Genomic DNA, 18,505 nt, shown 5'->3' with positions numbered 1-18,505 from the left:
CATGCGCAAGCTCGAACGGTTCGACAATCTGGTGCAGATGTTCTTCACGCGGGCACGCGAGAAAGGCGATGCGCCGTTCTTGTGGGCCAAGTCGGGCGGCAAATGGCATCCGACGAGCTGGGCGGAGGCGGCGCAACAGGTGGCGAGCCTCTCGGCGGCGCTGACGAAACTGGGCCTGAAGCCTGGCGACCGCGTCATGCTGGTGAGCGAGAACCGGCCGGAATGGTGCATCAGCGATCTTGCGATCATGGCGGCGGGCGGCGTGACGGTGCCGACCTACACCACCAATACGGAGCGCGATCACCAGCACATCCTGGATAATAGCGGCGCGTGCATGACGGTGGTGTCGAACGCGAAGCTCGCGAAGACGCTGTTGCCCGCGATCCTCCATACCACCGGCAGCCACAGCCATACGGTGATCGGGATCGAGGAGATGCGCATCGGGCAGCCCGGCGCGATCGACTTTTACGACTGGAAGCAGCTGATCGCCGACAATGCCGCGGACGTGGCGGTCGCGAGCGCAGAGGCCGACGCACTCAAGCGCGAAGACCTTGCCTGCATCATCTACACCAGCGGCACCGGGGGCAGCCCGCGCGGCGTGATGCAGCATCACGGCGCGATCCTGATGAATGTCGAAGGCTGCTGCGTCGTGATCAGCGAGGATTTCGGCTGGGACGACGAGGTGTTCCTGTCGTTCCTGCCGCTCAGCCACGCCTATGAACATACCGGCGGGCAGCATTTCCCGGTCGGGCTGGGCGCGCAGATCTATTATTCGGAAGGGTTGGACAAGCTGGCCTCGAACATCGAGGAGGTGCGCCCGACGCTGATGGTCGTCGTGCCACGGCTGTTTGAGGTGCTGCGGACGCGCATTACCAAGCAGGTCGAGAAGCAGGGCAAGTTCGCCAATTATCTGCTCGACCGCGCGGTTTCGATCGGCGGGAAGAAGGCCGCCGGGAAGAGCACGCTGCTCGACCTGCCGATGAGCCTGCTGCTCGACCGCACGCTGCGGCCCAAACTGGCGAAGAAGTTCGGCGGGCGGATCAAGGCGATGGTGTCGGGCGGCGCGCCGCTCAACCCCGAGGTCGGTGTGTTCTTCGAGAGCCTGGGCATCACCTTCCTGCAAGGCTATGGTCAGACCGAGGCGGCGCCGGTCATCTCGTGCAACCGCCCCAGTGCGGGGCTGAAGCACGACACGGTCGGGCCGCCGCTCGAAGGCGTCGAGGTGAGGATCGCCGAGGATGGCGAAATCCTCGTGCGCGGCGAACTGGTGATGCATGGCTATTGGCGCAATGAGGCCGAGACGGCGCGCGTGCTGAAAGATGGCTGGCTGCACACTGGCGATATCGGACTGATCGACGAGCGCGGCCGGATCAGGATCACCGACCGCAAGAAGGACATCATCGTCAACGACAAGGGCGACAATGTCGCGCCGCAAAAGGTCGAGGGCATGCTGACGCTGCAGTCCGAGATCATGCAGGCGATGATCGCCGGCGACCGCAAGCCCTATATGACCGCGGTGATCGTGCCCGACCCGGAATGGACCCAGGAATGGTGCGCGAAGAATGGCGAGAAATGTGACTTCAAGGCGCTACGTGAGGATCATGACTATCGCGCCGCCGTGGGTGCAGCGGTCGAGCGGGTCAACAAGGACCTGTCGGTGATCGAGCGCATCCGCCGCTTCATCCTCGCCGACGAGCCGTTCACGATCGAGAATGAGCAGCTGACGCCGAGCCTGAAGATCCGGCGGCATGTGCTCAAGCAGGTCTATGGGGAACGGCTGGACGGGTTGTACAAGGGGTAGGGCGGAAGGCGCTCAGCGCGCCTCCGCCACCTTCTTTTCCTCGGGCAGCACCACCAGGCTCCAGTCCTTTTGCGGCGCCAGATATTTCGCCGCCAGCGCCTGCAACTCGAGTGGCGTGGTCGCGCCATAGTCGCGCGCGATCGTGTTGATCGCGGCGAGGCGGCGGGGGTCGCGGGTGCCGCCTTCGGTCTGCTGCATCCAGAACGGATTGCCGCTCGACCGGCGCACGACCATCTGCGCGGTCGGCACCATCGCGCGGCGCAACTCGTCGGTCTCGATCGGCTTGGCGATCAGGTCGGCGGCGATCTCGCGCGCGACGCGGAAGAACAGATCGACACGGTCGGGCGGGATCAGCGTCAGCGCCATGATGCGCCCGCCGCCCGGCTGGCCGACCGGCCACTGGCTGATCACCGTCGGCGAGTAGCTCGCGCCCTCGGCCGAGCGGATGCGGTCGAGGATGCGGTCGCGCATCACCGCGGCGAGGATTTCGAGCTTGCGGCTCTCGGTGATGTTATCGGCGCCGCCGCCCGCCTGCCATGCGATCACCGCTGCCGCCTGATCGGGCTGGCCGGTGTGGCGCAGCACCAGTGGTGCTGCATTGTGCGTGGGGAACGCAACCGTTGGTGAGGCCGCGGGCGCGTCCTTGCGGGGCTTCATCGCGCCGATCGTCTTGCGCGCGGCCTCGATCGCCTTTTCGGGATCGATATCGCCGAAGATCTGCACTTCGATCGGACCGCTGGCGAGCAGCGGCTCCCAGAAGGTGCGGAAATCCTTGGCATTGAGCTTCTCGATCTCGGCCAGCGGCGGCGTGCCCCAGCGCGGATCGCCACCGCGCAGCAGCCGTTCGAGATCGCGGCCGATCACCGCGTCGGGCGAGGACGAGGTCGCGGCATAGCCGGTGACCGCGACGGCGCGCGCCCGCGCGATCGGCTTGGGATCCCAGCCGGGCGACTGGAGCTTGGCGGCAATGAGCTTGAGCTGGTCTTCCAGATCGGCGGGCGAGGTCTGGCCCGAAAGCTGGAAGGCGTCGTCGCCGATGCCGAAACCGAGCTGGATCTGGCGGTCGCCGGTCAGCTGGTCGATCTCCTCCTGACCAAGCACGCCGCCGGGCGCGGCGATGCCGCTGGCGACGAGCGCCATGTCGCCGGCCCAGGCCGGCGTCTGCCGTCCCGCTGGCAGCGCCTGCATGCCGCGTCCGAAGCGGACGTTGACATAGACGCGGCCGACTTCGCCGGGGTTCTGGAACAGCAGCAAGGTGCTGCCATTGGCGAAGCGCACGCGCTCGATCTTGGGTTCGGTCACCGCGACGGTGCGTTCGGCGACCTTGCCCGGCGCGCCGAGCTTGGGCAGCGAGGCGAAGGTGACGCTGCGCGCCGCCTTGCGCGTGCCGGCGAGACCCGAAACGTCTGCCGCGAGTACCGCCGCGAGCTTGGTCTGGACGTTGGAATCCGGGGTGCGCGTGGTGACGATCGCGCGCGTCGCCACGCCCTGAAGGATCCGCTTGGTCGAGGCGAGCACCCGGTCCGGCGTGAACATGCCTTTGGTCTTGGCGCCGGTGAAGATGTCGTAGCTCGCCTGCTCGCTGGTGGTGACCTCGTTGATGTCGATCGCCTCGACCAGATTGTCGGCACGGCGCGAGCCCGCCTGCACGGCAGCGGTGGCGATCGAGTTGCGCATGCCTGAATCGATCTCGGCCACTTCGCGGTCGATCTCGGCCTGAGTGGGCGCATTGACGAGGGCATCGGCGATGACCGCACGCACTTCCTTGACCGCGCTTTCCCAATCCTCGCCGATCGGCACGACCTGAATCGAGGTGACGTTGGCCGAGCGCACCGCGTCGGACAGGTCCGCACCCGCGCCGATGAAGCTCGACCCGGCGCGCGCCCGGCTCTCCAGCCGGCGGTTGATGATGCGCAGCGCGACGAAATCGATCATCCGCTCCTGATTGAAGACGATCGTGTCCTCGAACACCGTCCATGGGCGCAGCACCGCCATCGACACCATCGGCGGCATCGTCGGTTCGACCAGCGCCGCACTGGTCGGTTTGGCGGGATCGGGCTTGCCGAAATCGGGGTTGGCAGGGGCAGGGCCAACGCCCTTCCAGCTCGCGAAATGCTTGGCGATCATCCGCTCGAACAGCGCAGGGTCGAGATCGCCGACGACGACCAGCGTCGCGCGCTCGGGGCGGTACCAGCGCTGGTGGAACGCCTTGACGGTATCGGCCGAGGCGCCGTTGAGCGTCGCGGTGGTGCCGATCACCGGGCGCTCGCCGAACAGCTGTCCAGCGAACATCAGTTCGCGCTGCGCATCGGATACGCGCGCCTGCGGGTTGAGCCGTTCGCGCTGCTCGGCGAGCACGACCGGGCGTTCCGCGGTGAGCGCGGCCGGGGTGATGCCGGGGGCCGCCATCATGTCGGCGAGGATCATCATCGACTGGTCGAGACTGGTCTCGTTCGCGTCGGGCAGGTCGAGCTTGTAGGTGGTCGAGACCGGCGTGGTGCTGGCGTTGCTGTCCGAGCCGAAGGTGACGCCGAGCCGCTGCCATACGCGCTTGGATTCGCCGTCGGGCACCTTGGACGAGCCGCGGAACGAGAGATGTTCGAGCAGATGCGCGAAGCCCTTTTCGGACTCGCGCTCGTGCAGCGAGCCGACATCCATGCGCAGCCGCACCGCGACCTGACCCGGCGGCACGCCGTTCTTGCGCACCGCATAGCGCAGGCCGTTGGGGAGCGTGCCGAAACGCCATTCCGGGTCGTGCGGAATGTCGCTGCCCTTGTAGAGCCACGGGGTCTTGTCGACCTGGACGGCGGGAGCGGGCGCGGCGTCCTGGCCGCGGAGCGGGGCGAGACCCGACAGTGCGAGCGTTGCAGCGAGAAGGGAAAGGGCGAGCGGCCTTACGCGGGGAAACGATACCATCGCGCTCAGTCTAGCGACGTTGGCGCAAGGCCGCCAGCGGCGCAATTGCGGCAAGGTTTCAGACGGTTGTGCGGGTTTCGCCATGTTTTGGACCGAAGCGCGGTTTAGCCGTGGACGCTGAGCCGACTCGGGGGAGACGGCGCGCGGGGCAAATGGCGAGGACATGAGGTGAAGACCGGCGTCGCGGTCCGTCAGGACGAACTACAGGCTGCGCCCGCATTCGAGGCGCCGAAGCTGCGGCTGGTGGACGATGTGCCGACTGAGGATGGTGCGCGCGGCGGTGCCACCCAGCTGGAACGTGTGATCGACCGGCTAATGGGCATGTCGTCGCTCGTCTCCACCGCGCCGTTGCTCGATGTCCGCGATTTTGCCTGGACTTGCGAACTGCGCGAGCGGTGGACGGCGATCAAGGCGGAGGCGGCGGACGCCGAAGGCGAGGTCTCGCCGCGCGATCATCACGTGACGGCAGCGATCCTTTCGCGCATTCCCGGACTTTACGCTGCCCGGTTCGAGCGGCTGCCGGTGGGCGCTCATCTTCCGGTCCGGCGGATGGCGAGCCGGGGGCTGCTGACCTGCCATCTCGGGCTGGCAGTGCCGCGCGACGGTGACCTGCGCATGCAGTTGGGCGGCCGCGTCGTGCGATGGGCGGAGGGGGAGACGTTGCTGTTCGACGCGACGCAGGCGCAGGCGTGGCGCAATGACGGCAGCGAACAGGGTCTGGTGCTGAGCGTGCAGTTGCGGCGGCCGTTGCGCCAGCCCGCACGCTGGCTCGCCGAGACGCTGCTGCGCTAACTGCTGGCGCGCGCGGCGCTAGCGCGGATTACCAGCTTGTAATCGAGCGTGATGCGGTCGGCAGGCCGTTTGGGCGCGAGCAGCAGTTCGGCGGCGGCGCGGCCCAGTTCCAGGATCGGCTGGTGGATCGTGGTCAGCGGCGGCCATACCGCGGCGGCGAGGTCGCCGTCGTCGAAGCCGACGATCGAGAGTGCGCCCGGCACGTCGATGTCGCGCTCATGCGCCACGGCGAGCACGCCCGCGGCCATCTGGTCGTTGCCGGCGAAGATCGCGCCGGGCGGCTGTGGCCGGTCGAGCAGCTTGCGTGCGGCATCGCGGCCCGACTGGAAGCTGTAGTCACCGGTCACGACCAGCGCGGGATCGAAGGCGATGCCGGCGGCGGCGAGCGCGTCGCGATAGCCCTGAAGACGCTCGACCGACGAGATGTGGACGTCCGGGCCGGTGATGAAGGCGATGGCGCGGTGGCCGAGCGAGACGAGGTGCGTGGTCAGTTCGCGTGCTGCGGCGACATCGTCGATCGTGACGCTGCGCCCCTCGCTGCGGCGGATGCCCGGTTCGACGCGGACATAGGGCAGGCCGCGGCGGTCGAGCTCGTCGAGCAATGCGGCGGATTCGGTGACTGGTGGGGAGAGAATGAGCCCGTCGAGGCGCGTCTCGTCGATCAGCGCGGTGACGTCTTGGACGAGCGCCGAAGAGACGGCATCGACCGGCTGGGTCAGCAGGCGGTAGCCGAGTTCCGCGCAGGCCGCCTGCGCGCCGGCGAGCAGATGATAGACGTAATGCGGGCTGGGATTGTCGTAGAGCAGCCCGACCTGGAACGACTTGCGCCCGGCGAGCGTGCGTGCGGCGAGGCTGGGGCGGAAGTTGAGTTCGGCGACGACCTGCTCGACGCGGCGGCGAGTCTCTTCGCTGACATTCTTCTCGTTGTTGAGCACGCGGGAGACGGTCTTGAACGACACGCCCGCCAGCTTGGACACTTCCTTGATCGTCGGCCTGCGCGCCATGTGCCTCCCCGAAAGCCCCGGCATAGGTGACAGCGTTGGCGGGGTGCAACACCGATTTGCTCGGCGGGCGATTGGTTCGGGCAAAGAAAATCCCCGCCCGGCGGGTGCCGGACGGGAATGAAGCGAGGTTTGCGGTAGCCGCTCAGCCGCCGCCGCCAGCCAGCGCCGCGAGCAGCAGCAGTGCGACAATGTTGGTGATCTTGATCATCGGATTGACGGCCGGGCCGGCGGTGTCCTTGTAGGGATCGCCGACCGTGTCGCCGGTCACCGCGGCCTTGTGGGCCTCGCTGCCCTTGCCGCCGTGATTGCCGTCCTCGATATACTTCTTGGCATTGTCCCACGCGCCGCCGCCCGAGGTCATCGAGATCGCGACGAACAGACCCGAGACGATCACGCCGAGCAGCATCGCACCGACCGAGGCGAAGGCGTTGGCCTGGCTGTCGACGGTGAGGATGACGAAGTAGAGCACGATCGGCGACAGCACCGGCAGGAGCGACGGGATGATCATCTCCTTGATCGCCGCGCGGGTGACGATGTCGACCGTGCGGCCATAGTTGGGACGGCTGGTCCCCGCCATGATCCCCGGATTGTCGCGGAACTGCGCGCGCACGTCCTCGACCACATGCCCCGCCGCGCGGCCGACGGCGGTCATGCCGAACGCGCCGAACAGATAGGGCAGCAGCGCGCCGAGCAGCAGCCCGACGATGACGAACGGATTGCTCAGGCTGAAGTCGACGGTGACGTCGCCGAAGTAGCGCTTGAGATCCTCCGTATACGCCCCGAACAGCACCAAAGCCGCCAGCGCGGCCGAACCGATGGCATAGCCCTTGGTCACCGCCTTGGTGGTGTTGCCCACCGCATCGAGCGCATCGGTGCGGGTGCGCACGTCATCCGGTAGCCCAGCCATCTCGGCGATGCCGCCGGCATTGTCGGTGACCGGTCCATAGGCGTCGAGCGCGACGACCATGCCGGCCAGCGCGAGCAGCGAGGTGGCGGCGAACGCCACGCCGATGATTCCGGCAAGCTGGTAGGAGGCGATCACCGCGACCACGATCACGATCGTCGGCATCGCGGTCGATTCGAGGCTGATCGCGAGACCCTGAATGACGTTGGTGCCGTGACCGGTTTCCGATGCCTTGGCGATCGAGCGGACCGGACGATAGTTGGTGCCGGTGTAATATTCGGTGATCCACACCAGCAGCCCGGTGACGCCAAGGCCGATCATCATGCACCAGAACAGGTCCATGCCGGTAAAGCCGTCACCCACCGCCTGCGCCGCGACCGAGGCCGCGACATCGACATTGGTGGCGTCGGCGGGGCCGCCGATGACCGCGTTGAGATCGCCGAGCACATATTGCGTCGCGAAGTAGATGGCCGGGATCGACAGGATCACGGTGGTCCAGAAGCCCTTGTACAACGCGCCCATGATCGACTGGCCCTTGCCGAGCCGGACCATATAGGTGCCGATGATCGAGGTGATGATACACACGCCGCCGACCAGCAGCGGCAGCGCCATCAGGCCCATCAGCTGTTCGGTCGTGCCGCTGACCAGCAGCGCGATCGAAACCATGGTGAGGCCGATGGTGACGACATAAGTCTCGAACAGATCGGCGGCCATGCCGGCGCAGTCGCCGACATTGTCGCCGACATTGTCGGCGATCACCGCGGGGTTGCGGGGGTCGTCTTCAGGGATGCCGGCCTCGACCTTGCCGACCAGATCGGCGCCGACGTCGGCGGCCTTGGTGAAGATGCCGCCGCCGAGACGCGCGAAGATTGAGATCAGCGAGGCGCCGAAGGCGAGCGCGGTCAGCGCGTGGATGATCTTCTCGCCATTGGGCTCCTGGCCACCGGGTCCGGTTAGATACCAGAAGATCAGCGAGATCGAGAGCAGGCCGAGGCCGGCGACGAGCATGCCGGTGATCGCGCCCGAGCGGAAGGCGAGCGTCAGGCCGCCCTGAAGGCTGGTCCGCGCGGCTTCGGCGGTGCGGACATTGGCGCGCACCGAAATGTGCATGCCGACAAAGCCCGCGACGCCCGAGAGCACCGCGCCGAGCAGAAACGCCACGGTCGAGAGCGTGCCGAGCGTGAGGAACATCACGATCGCGACGACGGCGCCGACGATGGCGATGGTGGTATATTGACGGCCGAGATAGGCCTTCGCGCCTTCCTGAATGGCGGCGGCGATATCCTGCATCTTCTGATCGCCCGCCGGTGCGCGAAGCACCTGCTGCGATGTCACCAGGCCATAGAGCACGGCCAATATGCCGCACGCGATGGCGATATAGACTATCGTCATTCGGTATCCTTCCCCTGTGAACCCCGCGGGTCGCCAGGGTCTTTGCCCCGTGCGTCCAGCAGCCGGAGGAGGAGCGTAGAGAGGGGAAGGGGGCTGTCAAGCAGACTCGGGCGGTTGACGAAGTTGACAGTTATGAGGGGGTTTGTGCGGGATGCGACGGGGAAGCGGCGGGTTGGCGACTGCGACGCGACGGGTTGGCGACGGTAACGCGACACTCTCGCGACAGTCGCGCGACGGTGAGGCGACGTTCGCGCGACAGCGACGCGACGGGTGCGGACCGCGAGGCGACTGTCGCGCAACAGTGCCGCGCCGGTTCGAGGCTGGCGGGGGCGCGGCAGGATCGGAGTCGCTTCCATCGATCAGGATAGATCAGATGAAATCCAACATTTGAAGGGGGTTATGGGTCAGCTATCGTACCGAACCAGTCTGTCATCCCGGCCTTGTGCCGGGATCCACATCGCCGCGAGCGATGAGATTGAGCTTCTTATGCACCGCTTGCCGCCCGGTGGATCCCGGCACAAGGCCGGGATGACGGGTGGTTAGTGGGGTTAGCCGCCGTGCTGGTAACCGAGGCGATCCGGGAGCGGGACGGGGGCGCCGTTTGAAATGAGGGTCAGGCCCGATCCTGCGCTTGTCGTACCGATCCGTGTCGCGGGGGCGGGCGGTGTGATGCCTGCGGGGAGCGTAAAGAGTAGCTCGTAATCGTCGCCGGCGGTGACGCACTCGATCGGATCGAGGCCGGGCAGGGCGAGCGGGACCGCATCGAGCGCGATCGTCAGCGCGACGCTGCTGGCCTCTGCCATGCGGCGGGCGTCGATGAGCAGGCCGTCGGACACGTCCATCATCGCGGTGGCGAAAGGGGCAAGCGCCTGCCCCTCGGCGAGGCGCGGTGTCGGGCGGAGGTAGCGGGCGAGATCGCGCGGCTCGCCGTCCGGACCGAAGCCCGCGCCGCCGATCTGGCCGGTGACCCACAGCGCCTCGCCCGGTTGCGCGCCGCCGCGCAGCGGCGTGCGGTCCTGTGCCCGACCGATCGCGGTGAGCGTGAAGCTGCGCGCACTCCCGGCAGGGATGGCGACGGTGTCCCCGCCGAGCAGCGGCATGGCGAAGCGGGTCAGCGCTTCGTTCAGCCCGGCAAGGAAGGCGTCGTCCCATGCCGCATCGCCCGACAGGGCATAGTTGAGCAGGCAGCCGAGCGGCACCGCGCCCTTGGCGGCAAGATCGGAGAGGTTCACCGCGGCGAGCTTCCAGCCGATCGAGTCCGCCGGGTCGTGCGGGCGGAAATGCACGCGCTCGACCATCGTGTCGCTGGTGAGGATCAGGCGGCCTGCGGCGACGTCGAGCTGGGCAGTGTCGTCGGCCAGCCCCGCCGCCGCCGGATGCGTGGCGATGGCGCGGAGGGCGGTTAGGAAGGCGAATTCGTCGGGCACGGGGGTGGGTTAGGATACCGTTCGGCCACAAACAACCGTCACCCCGGCCTTGTGCCGGGGTCCACTGCGCCGCGAGCGATGCGCTCACCCGGTCATGGCGGTGCGTGCCGCCCGGTGGATCCCGGCACAAGGCCGGGATGACGAGGTGGTTTGGGCGGTCAGACCGCCTTCAGTGCCTCCTCGAAGTCGGCGATCAGGTCGTCGGCGTCTTCGACGCCGATCGAGATGCGGACGAGGTTGTCGGTGATGCCGAGCGCCTGTTTGCGCGCGTCGGGGACCGACAGATGCGTCATCGCCGCGGGAGCGGAGGCGAGGGTTTCGGTGCCGCCGAGCGAGACCGCGAGCTTCGCGATCCGAAGGCTGTCGAGGAACGCGAACGCCTCCTTTTCGCCGCCCTTGAGGTAGAGCGAGAAGGTCGAGCCGGCGCCGGTGCAGTGGCGGTTGTAGATGTCCCGCTGGCGGCTGCCCTCTTCGAGGAAGCCGAGATAGCCGACGCTCTCCACCTTCGGATGGGTGCGCAGATATTCGCAGACCTTGACCGCATTCTCGCCCGCGCGGCTCATGCGAAGTTCGAGCGTCTCCAGCGACCGCAGCAGCATCCAGGCGGTGTTGGGGTCGCAGATCGTGCCGATCGTGTTGCGCATCATGCGCAGCGTGTTGATGTGCGCCTTGCTCCCCAGCACGCCGCCTGCGACGAGGTCGCTATGCCCGCCGGCATATTTGGTCAGCGAATAGACGACGAGGTCGGCGCCTTGCTTGAGCGGCTTGGCCCAGAGCGGGCCGAGAAAGGTGTTGTCGATCGCGATCGGCGGCTTGCTGGCGCCGGTGAAGATCGCGTCGCGGCTGGCCGCGACCGCCTCGACATCGACCAAAGCGTTGGTCGGGTTGGCGGGGCTTTCGAGATAGATCAGCGCGACATTGCCCGAGGCGGCCTTGTGCAGCACCGCGTCGATCTCTTCGCGCGTCGCGCCGGCGGGGAAGTCGAGCCAGTGCACGCCGAACTTGCCGAGGATGCGTGCGATCAGTGTCTCGGTCGCGGCGTAGAGCGGCCCCGAATGGACGATCGTGTCGCCGGGCTTGACCATCGCGAGGAACAAGGTGGCGATGGCGGACATGCCGGAGGAGAAGGCGAGCGCGTCCTCGGCCTCTTCCCAGATGCCGAGGCGATCCTCGAGGATTTCCTGATTGGGGCCGTTGAAGCGGGAGTAGACCAGCCCTTCGGCGCCGCCGGGGCGCTTGCCGGTGACGCCCTCGAAATGGCGCTTGCCGGCCGCGGCGTTGGGGAAGACGAAGGTCGAGGTGGCGAAGATCGGTGGCTTGAGCGAGCCTTCCGAGAGCATCGGGTCATAGCCGTGACCCATCATCATCGTCGCGGGGTTGAGCTTGCGGTTGCCGATCGTGTCCGCTGAAGGTTTGGGGCGGCGGCGCGGCTCGGTGCCGGTGAGGTCGGCCTCAGTGGGCTTGTCGGGGGTGTTTGCCATGTCAGTGCCTCTCGCGGATCGTATCAATTGAAACGTCTTTGATCCCGCACTCGCATCAACGCTTCAGCCCGTCAATGCGATCATTTCAGAGCAATCAGGGAAATCTGGCGGCCGTAATCGGGTTCGCTGCGATGGGTGGCGCGGCGAAAGCTGTAGAAGCGGTTGGGCTGGGCATAGGTATCCTCGCCGAGCGGTTCGACGGTGCCGACGCCGGCGGCGGTCAGGCGGTGCGCGACATAGGCTTCGAGGTCGAACTGGCGGTGACCCTCGCGGCCGGGGGTGAAGAAGCGGGCGTTGGCGGGGTCGTGCTCGGCGAAGCGGGTGTGGAAGCCTTGGTCGACCTCATAGCTGGCGCGCGCGATGCAGGGGCCGATCGCGGCGGCGATGTGCTCGCGGCGGGCGCCAAGCGCTTCCATCGCGGCGATGGCCGAGTCGGTGACGCCGCCGAGCGCGCCCTTCCACCCGGCATGGGCGGCGGCGATCACCCCGGCCTCGCGGTCGGCGAACAGCACGGGGGCGCAGTCGGCGGTGAGGATGCCGAGTGTGAGGCCGGGGCGGTTGGTGACGAGCGCGTCGGCGTGCGGGCGGAGCTCGTCGTCCCAGGGTTCGAGCACCGTCACCGCGTCGGCGGAATGGATCTGGTAGAGGGTGACGAGGCGGGTGCCGGGGGCGACTGCGGCGATCGCGCGGCGCTGGTTCTCGATGAGTTCGGGGGTAGGCGGCTGGCCGCGGCGGCCCATGTCGAGTCCGGCGGTGGAGCCGGTCGAGACGCCGCCGCTGCGGCCGAGAAATCCGTGGGCGACGCCTTCGAGCGAGCGAGCGCGGACGGCTTCGACGCCGCTCACAGTTCGAGCCGCATGATGAGGTCGCGGTCGATCTTCTGGCCGACCGGGAAGGCATAGTCACCGATATGGACGAAGCCGTATTTGGCATAGAAGGCCATCGCGCGGTGATTTTCCTCGAAGACCGTGAGGAGGAGCGCATGGGCTTGGGCGGCGCGCGCGGTGGTGAGCGTCCACTCCATCAGCGCCTGCGCGACGCCCTGACCGTGCCAGCCATAGGCGACATAGAGCTGGCTGAGCTGGAGATCGTCGAGATCGGCCTGCTCCAGCCAGGGCGGGCCGAGCTTGGCATAGCCGATGATCTGCCCGTCCGAGCGGGCGACGCGCCATGTGATCGCCGGGTTGGCGAGGTCGGTACGGAGCTGGCCGGCGGGGCCGTAGGCGTGGGTCAGATAGGCGTCGAGATCGGCGGCGGTGTAGCCATGGCCGAAGGTGCGCAGCCAGGTCTCGCGCGCCATCGCGTCGAGCGCCTCGGCGTCGTGCGCGGTCGGCGTGTCGTAGGTGATCATTCGAAGCCTGCGGGCACCGGCCAGCCGGGGGCGGTGAGCGCGACGACCTTGAACAGATCGCCCATCGCTTCGTCATGGACGAGGCGGTGGCGGGCGGTTTCGATCTCGTCAGCGCGATCGGGCGATTTGGCGGCGAGCGCCTGCGCGCGCGGGCCGATGCCGAGCGTGGTGAGGAAGGCGCCCTGCGTCACCGGGCCGTGCGCTTCGAGGCCTTCCACGCGGGCCGCCTCGATCAGCGTGCCGAAATCGACATGCGCGGTGAGGTCGGCTTCGCCCGGATCCTCGAACGGGTTGGCGTATTCGTGGCCGCGCACCGCCTGCAGCGTGTCGCCGAGCGCCGGGCCGGCATAGCCATAGTCGATGACCAGCGCCGCGCCGCCCTGCGCCAGCAACTTGGCGGCGAGCGCGCGCAGGATCGCGACGCTGGGCGGCGAGGTTTCGAGGATCGAGCCGTCGGAGGCATCGCGGAACTGGTGCGGGATGATCGGGTCGAAGATGGTGTTGCCGATCACCGGCAGGAACAATGTGTCCTGACAGGCGACGAGCCGCTCGCGCCAGCCCTGCTGGGTCTTGATCAGCTGGCGGATCGGGAGCGCGTCGAAGAATTCGTTGGCGACGACCAGCAGCGGCGCGTCGTCGGGCAGGCCGACCAGATCGAGCGACCATTCGGCTTGCGGCACAGCCTTGGCCTGCTCGGTGCGCAGGACCGGGCTGTTCTCGACGAAATGGGCGGGGGGTGTCAGGCCGGCGCTGGCCATCGCGCGCAGCGCATCGGCGGCGAGCGTGCCGCGGCCGGGGCCGAGCTCGACATAATGGGCGTGCGGGCGGCCGGCGCGGTCCCACAGGTCGGCGAGCGCGAGGCCGACCAGTTCGCCGAACATCTGGCTGATCTCGGGCGCGGTGGTGAAGTCGCCGCGGGTGCCGAGCGGATCGCGCGTCGCGTAATAATGCGTGTTCGCCGCGCCCATGAATTGCGACAGCGGGATAGGCCCGGCCATGGTGATGGCGCGGGCGATCCGGTCGGGGAGCGAGCCTTCTTCCGACATGGCTTCAGGCGATGCTGGGGCCGCCGGCGAACGGCTCGACGCGCTCGCGGCGGCGCTTGGCGGTCGCGATCAGGTAGATGCCGCCGAGGATCATCGGGATGGTGAGCAGCTGGCCCATGTGCAGGCCGGGCGTGGCAAAGATCGTGCCCTGAAACTGCGCGTCATACTCGCGGAAGAACTCGACGAAATAGCGCGACAGGCCATAGCCGAGAATGAAGGTGCCGACGAGCTTGCCGGGCTGGTAGCGGGCGTCGGTCTTCCAGAACAGGAACCACAGCACGGCGAACAGCAGCAGCCCTTCGAGCCCGGCTTCATAGAGCTGGCTCGGGTGGCGCGCGACGTCCTCGCCGGTGCGGTCGAAAACGATGCCCCATGCGACATTGGTCGGATGCCCCCAAAGCTCGCCGTTCACGAAATTGGCGAGGCGGCCGAAGAACAGGCCGAAAGGGACGCAGCAGGCGACATAATCATGGACGCGCAGCCAGTTGAGCTTCTCCTTGCGGCACAGCCACAGGATGCCGAGGCTGGTGCCGATCACGCCGCCGTGGAACGACATGCCGCCTTCCCACAGGCGCAGCAGGCTGAGCGGTTCGAGGAACAGGCCGGGCTGGTAGAAGATCGCGTAACCGAGCCGCCCGCCGAGGATGATGCCGATCGTGGCGTAGAACACCATGTCGTCGGCGTGGCGGCGAGCCATTGGCGCGCCGGGCTGGGCGAGCAGCTTGAGCAGATACCACCAGCCGATCAGGATGCCGGCGATATACGCCAGGCTGTACCATTTGAGCTGGAAGAAGCCGAGGTCGAGCGCGACCGGATCGAGGCCGAGCTCGCTGAACTTGAGATGAGTCGCGGCGGCTGCGGCGGCGGTCAGGATCACGGATTGGGCCTCCCGGGGGTAAGGCGGCTGTCCTATCCGGATATGACGGCAAACCCAAGTGTGGATTGGCGCTCTCGGCTCGATCCTCCCCCGCCAGGGGGAGGTGGCATCGCGCAGCGATGACGGAGGGGGCGGACGCCAGAACCGGCGTTGCGGAGTCCTCCCCCTCCGTCGCCTTCGGCGCCACCTCCCCCTGGCGGGGGAGGATTGTAACGCCCAATCAACGCTTGGCGCTTGGGCTGAACCGCCGCTAGAGCAGCGCGATGAGGCGCACGAGGGGCATGGCTGGCGGGAATGGGATCGATCGGCGCACGCTGCTGATCGGCGGCGGGGCCGGGATCGGGCTGCTGGTCGCCTGGGCGGTGTGGCCGCGGTCCTATCTCTCAAACCTGCCGGTACGCGACAAGGAAACCGCGTTCGGCGCGTGGCTCAAGATCGCCACCGATGGCCGGGTGACGGTCGCGATTCCGCAATGCGAATATGGGCAGGGCGTGTTCACCACGCTGCCGCAAGTGCTGGCCGACGAACTGGGCGCGGACTGGCGGATGGTCGGGGTGGAACAGGCGCCGCTCAACCCGCTCTATGCCAATGAGCTGGCATCGGCCGAGCTGTTTCCGGGCCTGGTGCCCGAGCGGCTGCGGCGCACCCATGCCGTGCGCAAGGCGCTGGTGCTCACCGGCGGATCGACCTCGATGCGCAGCTTCGAGGGGCCGTTGCGGCAGGCGGGCGCTGCGGCGCGGGCGATGCTGTGCAAGGCGGCGGCGCGGCGCTGGGGCGTCGACTGGCAGGAATGCGAGACCGGCAACGGCTTCGTCGTGCATGGCCAGCAGCGGTTGCGCTTCGGCGAGCTGGCGGCCGAGGCGGCGGGCGAGGACGTGCCGGTCGACCTGACGTTCCGCGAGGGCGAAACAGGGCGGCTGGCGGGTGAACCCGCGCCACGGCTCGACGCGCCCGGCAAGGTCGATGGCAGCGCCAATTTCGCGGGCGACATCCGCCTGCCGAATATGGTCTTCGCGGCGATCCGGCAGGGACCGGTGGGCACGGTCAAGCTCGCGTCGATCGACGAGGCGGCGGCGCGCGCGGTGCCGGGCACGCTGCACATCGTCAAGAACGAGCGCTGGGTCGCGGTCGCGGCGAACAACTGGTGGGCGGCCACGCAGGCGCTCGAGGCGATCAACCCGCGCTTCGAGATGGCGGGCAAGGTTCACAGCGAGACGATCCAGGCCGCGCTCGACGAAGCGCTCAACGGCCATGGCGAGCGCATGGCCTCGGCCGGCAATTTGTCGGCGACGTTCAAGGGCGCGCGCGTGGTGACCGCCGAATACCGTGCGGGGTTGGCGCTGCATGCGGCGATCGAGCCGGTGACGGCGACCGCAGTGTGGGAGGATGGCCGCGTCCGGCTGTGGCTACCGACGCAGGCGCCCGGGCTGGCGCGCGACGCGGTGGCGAGCGTGCTGGGCCTCGCCGTGGCGGATGTGGTGATCCACCCGATGCTCGCGGGCGGATCGTTCGGGCAGAATCTGGAGCATCTCGTCGCGCAGCAGGCAGCGCTGATCGCGCGCGAGATCAAGAAGCCGGTGCAATTGACCTGGTCGCGCGGTGAGACCTGTTCGCACGACCGCTTCCGCCCGCCCGCGGCGGCGCGGATGACCGCGCGGCTGGGCGCGAACGGCGCGGTGATGGGCTGGCTCGCCAAGATCGCGGCGCCCGCGACCGGGCATGAGCTGGCCGACCGCCTGATCGGCGGCGACGCGCTGGCCGGAACGAAGCGGCTGGTGCGCGGGGATGGCGACCGGGCGGCGGTGGCGGGCGCGCGGCCGATCTATCGCATCGCCAATTTCGCGGTCGATCATCACCCGGCCTCGATCGGCGTACCGACCGGCTATTGGCGGTCAGGGGCGCACAGCTACACCGCGTTCTTCAACGAGAGCTTCATCGACGAGCTGGCGCATGTCGCGGACATCGAGGCGTTCAGCTTCCGCATCGCGATGCTGGGCGGCGAGCCGCGGTTGGCGCGCTGCCTGTCGACGGTCGCCTCGCTCGGCGGCTGGCAAGGCGGGCTGCCGGGGAGTGGGCAGGGAATCGCCTGCCACGCCTTTTGCGGGTCCTATATCGCGGTGATGGCCGAGGCGTCGGTCGGCGGCGACCAGCGCGTGCAGGTCGACCGGCTGGTGGCAGCGGTCGATTGCGGGCGGATCGTCAATCCGAGCGTGGTCGAGCAGCAGATCGAGGGCGGGTTGATCTTCGGCATAGCCGCTGCATTGGGCGTGACCACCGGCTTTACCGGCGGGATCGCCGATGCGCGCAGCTTTCGCGATCTCGACCTGCCGCGGCTGGCGAACACGCCCGAGATCATGGTCGAGCTGATCGCCAGCGAGGCCGATCCGGGCGGGGTGAGCGAGCTGGCGGTGCCGCCGGTCGCGCCCGCAATCGCCAATGCGCTCTATGCCGCCACCGGCATGCGGCTGCGGCAGCTGCCGCTGATCCCGGGCGGCGAATGACGCCGGCTGCCCATCCCCCAATCCCCGCGCCGCGCGTCGGCGTGCTGCTGGTCAATCTGGGCACGCCCGACGCGCCCGATGCGGCATCGGTGCGGCGTTATCTCGCCGAGTTCCTGTCGGACCGGCGCGTGGTCGAGATTCCGCAGCTGATCTGGCAGCCGATTCTGCGCGGCGTGATCCTGCGCACGCGGCCGAAGAAATCGGCGCATGCCTATGGGCTGGTGTGGACCAACGAAGGCTCGCCGCTCGCCGCGATCACCGCGCGCCAGGCGGCGGCGCTGCAGGCGGCGTGGCCCGATCTGACCGTCGATTGGGCGATGCGCTATGGCAATCCGGCGATCGGCGAGCGCTTGCAGGCGATGAAGGATGCGGGATGCGAGCGAATCCTGATCGCGCCGCTCTATCCGCAATATTGCGCAGCGACGACCGCGACCGCCAATGATGCGGCGTTCGCGGCGCTGGCGAAGATGCGCTGGCAACCGGCGGTGCGGACGCTGCCGCCCTATCATGACGAGTCCGCCTATATCGGCGCACTGAAGGAGTCGGTCGAGGCACAGCTCGCCGCGCTCGATTTCGCGCCGGACGCGATCGTTGCGAGCTTTCACGGCATGCCGCTGCGGACGCTGGAGCTGGGCGACCCCTATCATTGCCATTGCCGCAAGACAGCGCGGCTGCTGGGCGAAGCGCTTGGCCGGGAGCTGGTCGTTGCCTTCCAGTCGCGCTTCGGGCGGGCGAAATGGCTCGAGCCGGCGACCGACACCACGCTGGCCGCGCTGCCGGGCAAGGGCGTGAAGCGCGTCGCGCTGGTGGCGCCGGGGTTCTCGGCCGACTGTCTTGAAACGCTGGAGGAGCTGGCGATCCGCGGGCGCGAAACATTCCTCGCGGGGGGCGGGGAGCGTTTCGCATATTTGTCATGCCTGAACGATAGTGCGCCCGGCACGGAAATGTTGCGCAACATCATCGGAAGTGAACTTGCCGGATGGGCGCGGACTGCCTAGCCTTTCCGGGAATCA

The 18,505-nt window shown here is 68.0% G+C and carries 13 protein-coding genes; 4 read left to right on the top strand and 9 right to left on the bottom strand.

Going from position 1 to position 18,505, the window contains the following annotated elements; translation table 11 throughout:
- Nucleotide 1: 1 nt before the first annotated feature.
- Nucleotides 2–1,801 carry an AMP-dependent synthetase/ligase gene (locus M9978_RS03925; protein ID WP_254291553.1) on the top strand — a complete coding sequence of 600 codons (1,800 nt, stop codon included), beginning with the start codon at nucleotides 2–4 and terminating at the stop codon, nucleotides 1,799–1,801.
- 12 nt (nucleotides 1,802–1,813) lie between these two features.
- Here M9978_RS03925 and M9978_RS03920 read toward each other — a convergent pair whose 3' ends face one another.
- Nucleotides 1,814–4,717, bottom strand: coding sequence for a M16 family metallopeptidase (locus M9978_RS03920; protein WP_254291552.1), 2,904 nt, complete (start codon nucleotides 4,715–4,717; stop codon nucleotides 1,814–1,816).
- 168 nt (nucleotides 4,718–4,885) lie between these two features.
- Here M9978_RS03920 and M9978_RS03915 point away from each other — a divergent pair, with 168 nt between their 5' ends.
- Nucleotides 4,886–5,509 (top strand): aspartyl/asparaginyl beta-hydroxylase domain-containing protein, encoded by a 624-nt coding sequence (locus M9978_RS03915; protein WP_254291551.1) that lies wholly within the window; start codon nucleotides 4,886–4,888, stop codon nucleotides 5,507–5,509.
- Here M9978_RS03915 and M9978_RS03910 read toward each other — a convergent pair.
- From M9978_RS03910 to lgt, 8 genes are all read right to left on the bottom strand, one after another.
- Nucleotides 5,506–6,513: a LacI family DNA-binding transcriptional regulator gene (locus tag M9978_RS03910; RefSeq protein WP_254291550.1), complete on the bottom strand. Its 1,008-nt coding sequence runs from the start codon at nucleotides 6,511–6,513 to the stop codon at nucleotides 5,506–5,508. The genes M9978_RS03915 and M9978_RS03910 overlap by 4 nt on opposite strands.
- Nucleotides 6,514–6,655: 142 nt before the next feature.
- Nucleotides 6,656–8,809 (bottom strand): sodium-translocating pyrophosphatase, encoded by a 2,154-nt coding sequence (locus M9978_RS03905; RefSeq protein ID WP_254291549.1) that lies wholly within the window; start codon nucleotides 8,807–8,809, stop codon nucleotides 6,656–6,658.
- Nucleotides 8,810–9,357: 548 nt separating this feature from the next.
- Nucleotides 9,358–10,236 carry a thiamine-phosphate kinase gene (gene thiL / locus M9978_RS03900; RefSeq protein ID WP_254291548.1) on the bottom strand — a complete coding sequence of 293 codons (879 nt, stop codon included), beginning with the start codon at nucleotides 10,234–10,236 and terminating at the stop codon, nucleotides 9,358–9,360.
- A gap of 158 nt (nucleotides 10,237–10,394) precedes the next feature.
- Nucleotides 10,395–11,717 carry a cystathionine gamma-synthase family protein gene (locus M9978_RS03895; protein WP_254291547.1) on the bottom strand — a complete coding sequence of 441 codons (1,323 nt, stop codon included), beginning with the start codon at nucleotides 11,715–11,717 and terminating at the stop codon, nucleotides 10,395–10,397.
- An 80-nt stretch (nucleotides 11,718–11,797) separates the two neighbouring features.
- Nucleotides 11,798–12,562, bottom strand: a complete 765-nt coding sequence (gene pgeF, locus M9978_RS03890) for a peptidoglycan editing factor PgeF (protein WP_254291546.1) — start codon at nucleotides 12,560–12,562, stop codon at nucleotides 11,798–11,800.
- Nucleotides 12,559–13,068, bottom strand: coding sequence for a GNAT family N-acetyltransferase (locus M9978_RS03885; RefSeq protein ID WP_254291545.1), 510 nt, complete (start codon nucleotides 13,066–13,068; stop codon nucleotides 12,559–12,561). Before M9978_RS03885 ends, pgeF begins: the two co-directional genes overlap by 4 nt.
- A complete protein-coding gene (locus M9978_RS03880) occupies nucleotides 13,065–14,114 on the bottom strand; it encodes a class I SAM-dependent methyltransferase (RefSeq protein ID WP_254291544.1) in 1,050 nt (349 codons plus the stop codon). The genes M9978_RS03885 and M9978_RS03880 overlap by 4 nt, the downstream gene beginning before the upstream one ends.
- 4 nt (nucleotides 14,115–14,118) lie before the next feature.
- The gene (gene lgt, locus M9978_RS03875; protein ID WP_254291543.1) at nucleotides 14,119–14,991 is read right to left on the bottom strand and encodes a prolipoprotein diacylglyceryl transferase; all 873 of its coding nucleotides are present in this window, start codon (nucleotides 14,989–14,991) and stop codon (nucleotides 14,119–14,121) included.
- A gap of 263 nt (nucleotides 14,992–15,254) precedes the next feature.
- Between lgt and M9978_RS03870 the strand changes: the two genes are divergently transcribed.
- Together M9978_RS03870 and hemH are read left to right on the top strand one after the other, a co-directional pair.
- Nucleotides 15,255–17,492, top strand: a complete 2,238-nt coding sequence (locus M9978_RS03870; protein WP_254291542.1) for a xanthine dehydrogenase family protein molybdopterin-binding subunit — start codon at nucleotides 15,255–15,257, stop codon at nucleotides 17,490–17,492.
- On the top strand, nucleotides 17,489–18,490 hold the full coding sequence (gene hemH / locus M9978_RS03865) for a ferrochelatase (protein WP_254291541.1): 1,002 nt from the start codon (nucleotides 17,489–17,491) through the stop codon (nucleotides 18,488–18,490). The genes M9978_RS03870 and hemH overlap by 4 nt, the downstream gene beginning before the upstream one ends.
- The last annotated feature ends 15 nt before the right edge of the window (nucleotides 18,491–18,505 follow it).

It is taken from the genome of Sphingomonas tagetis, assembly GCF_024211275.1.
Taxonomy (GTDB): domain Bacteria; phylum Pseudomonadota; class Alphaproteobacteria; order Sphingomonadales; family Sphingomonadaceae; genus Sphingomonas; species Sphingomonas tagetis.
This window is presented reverse-complemented; position numbering and strand designations above follow the sequence as displayed.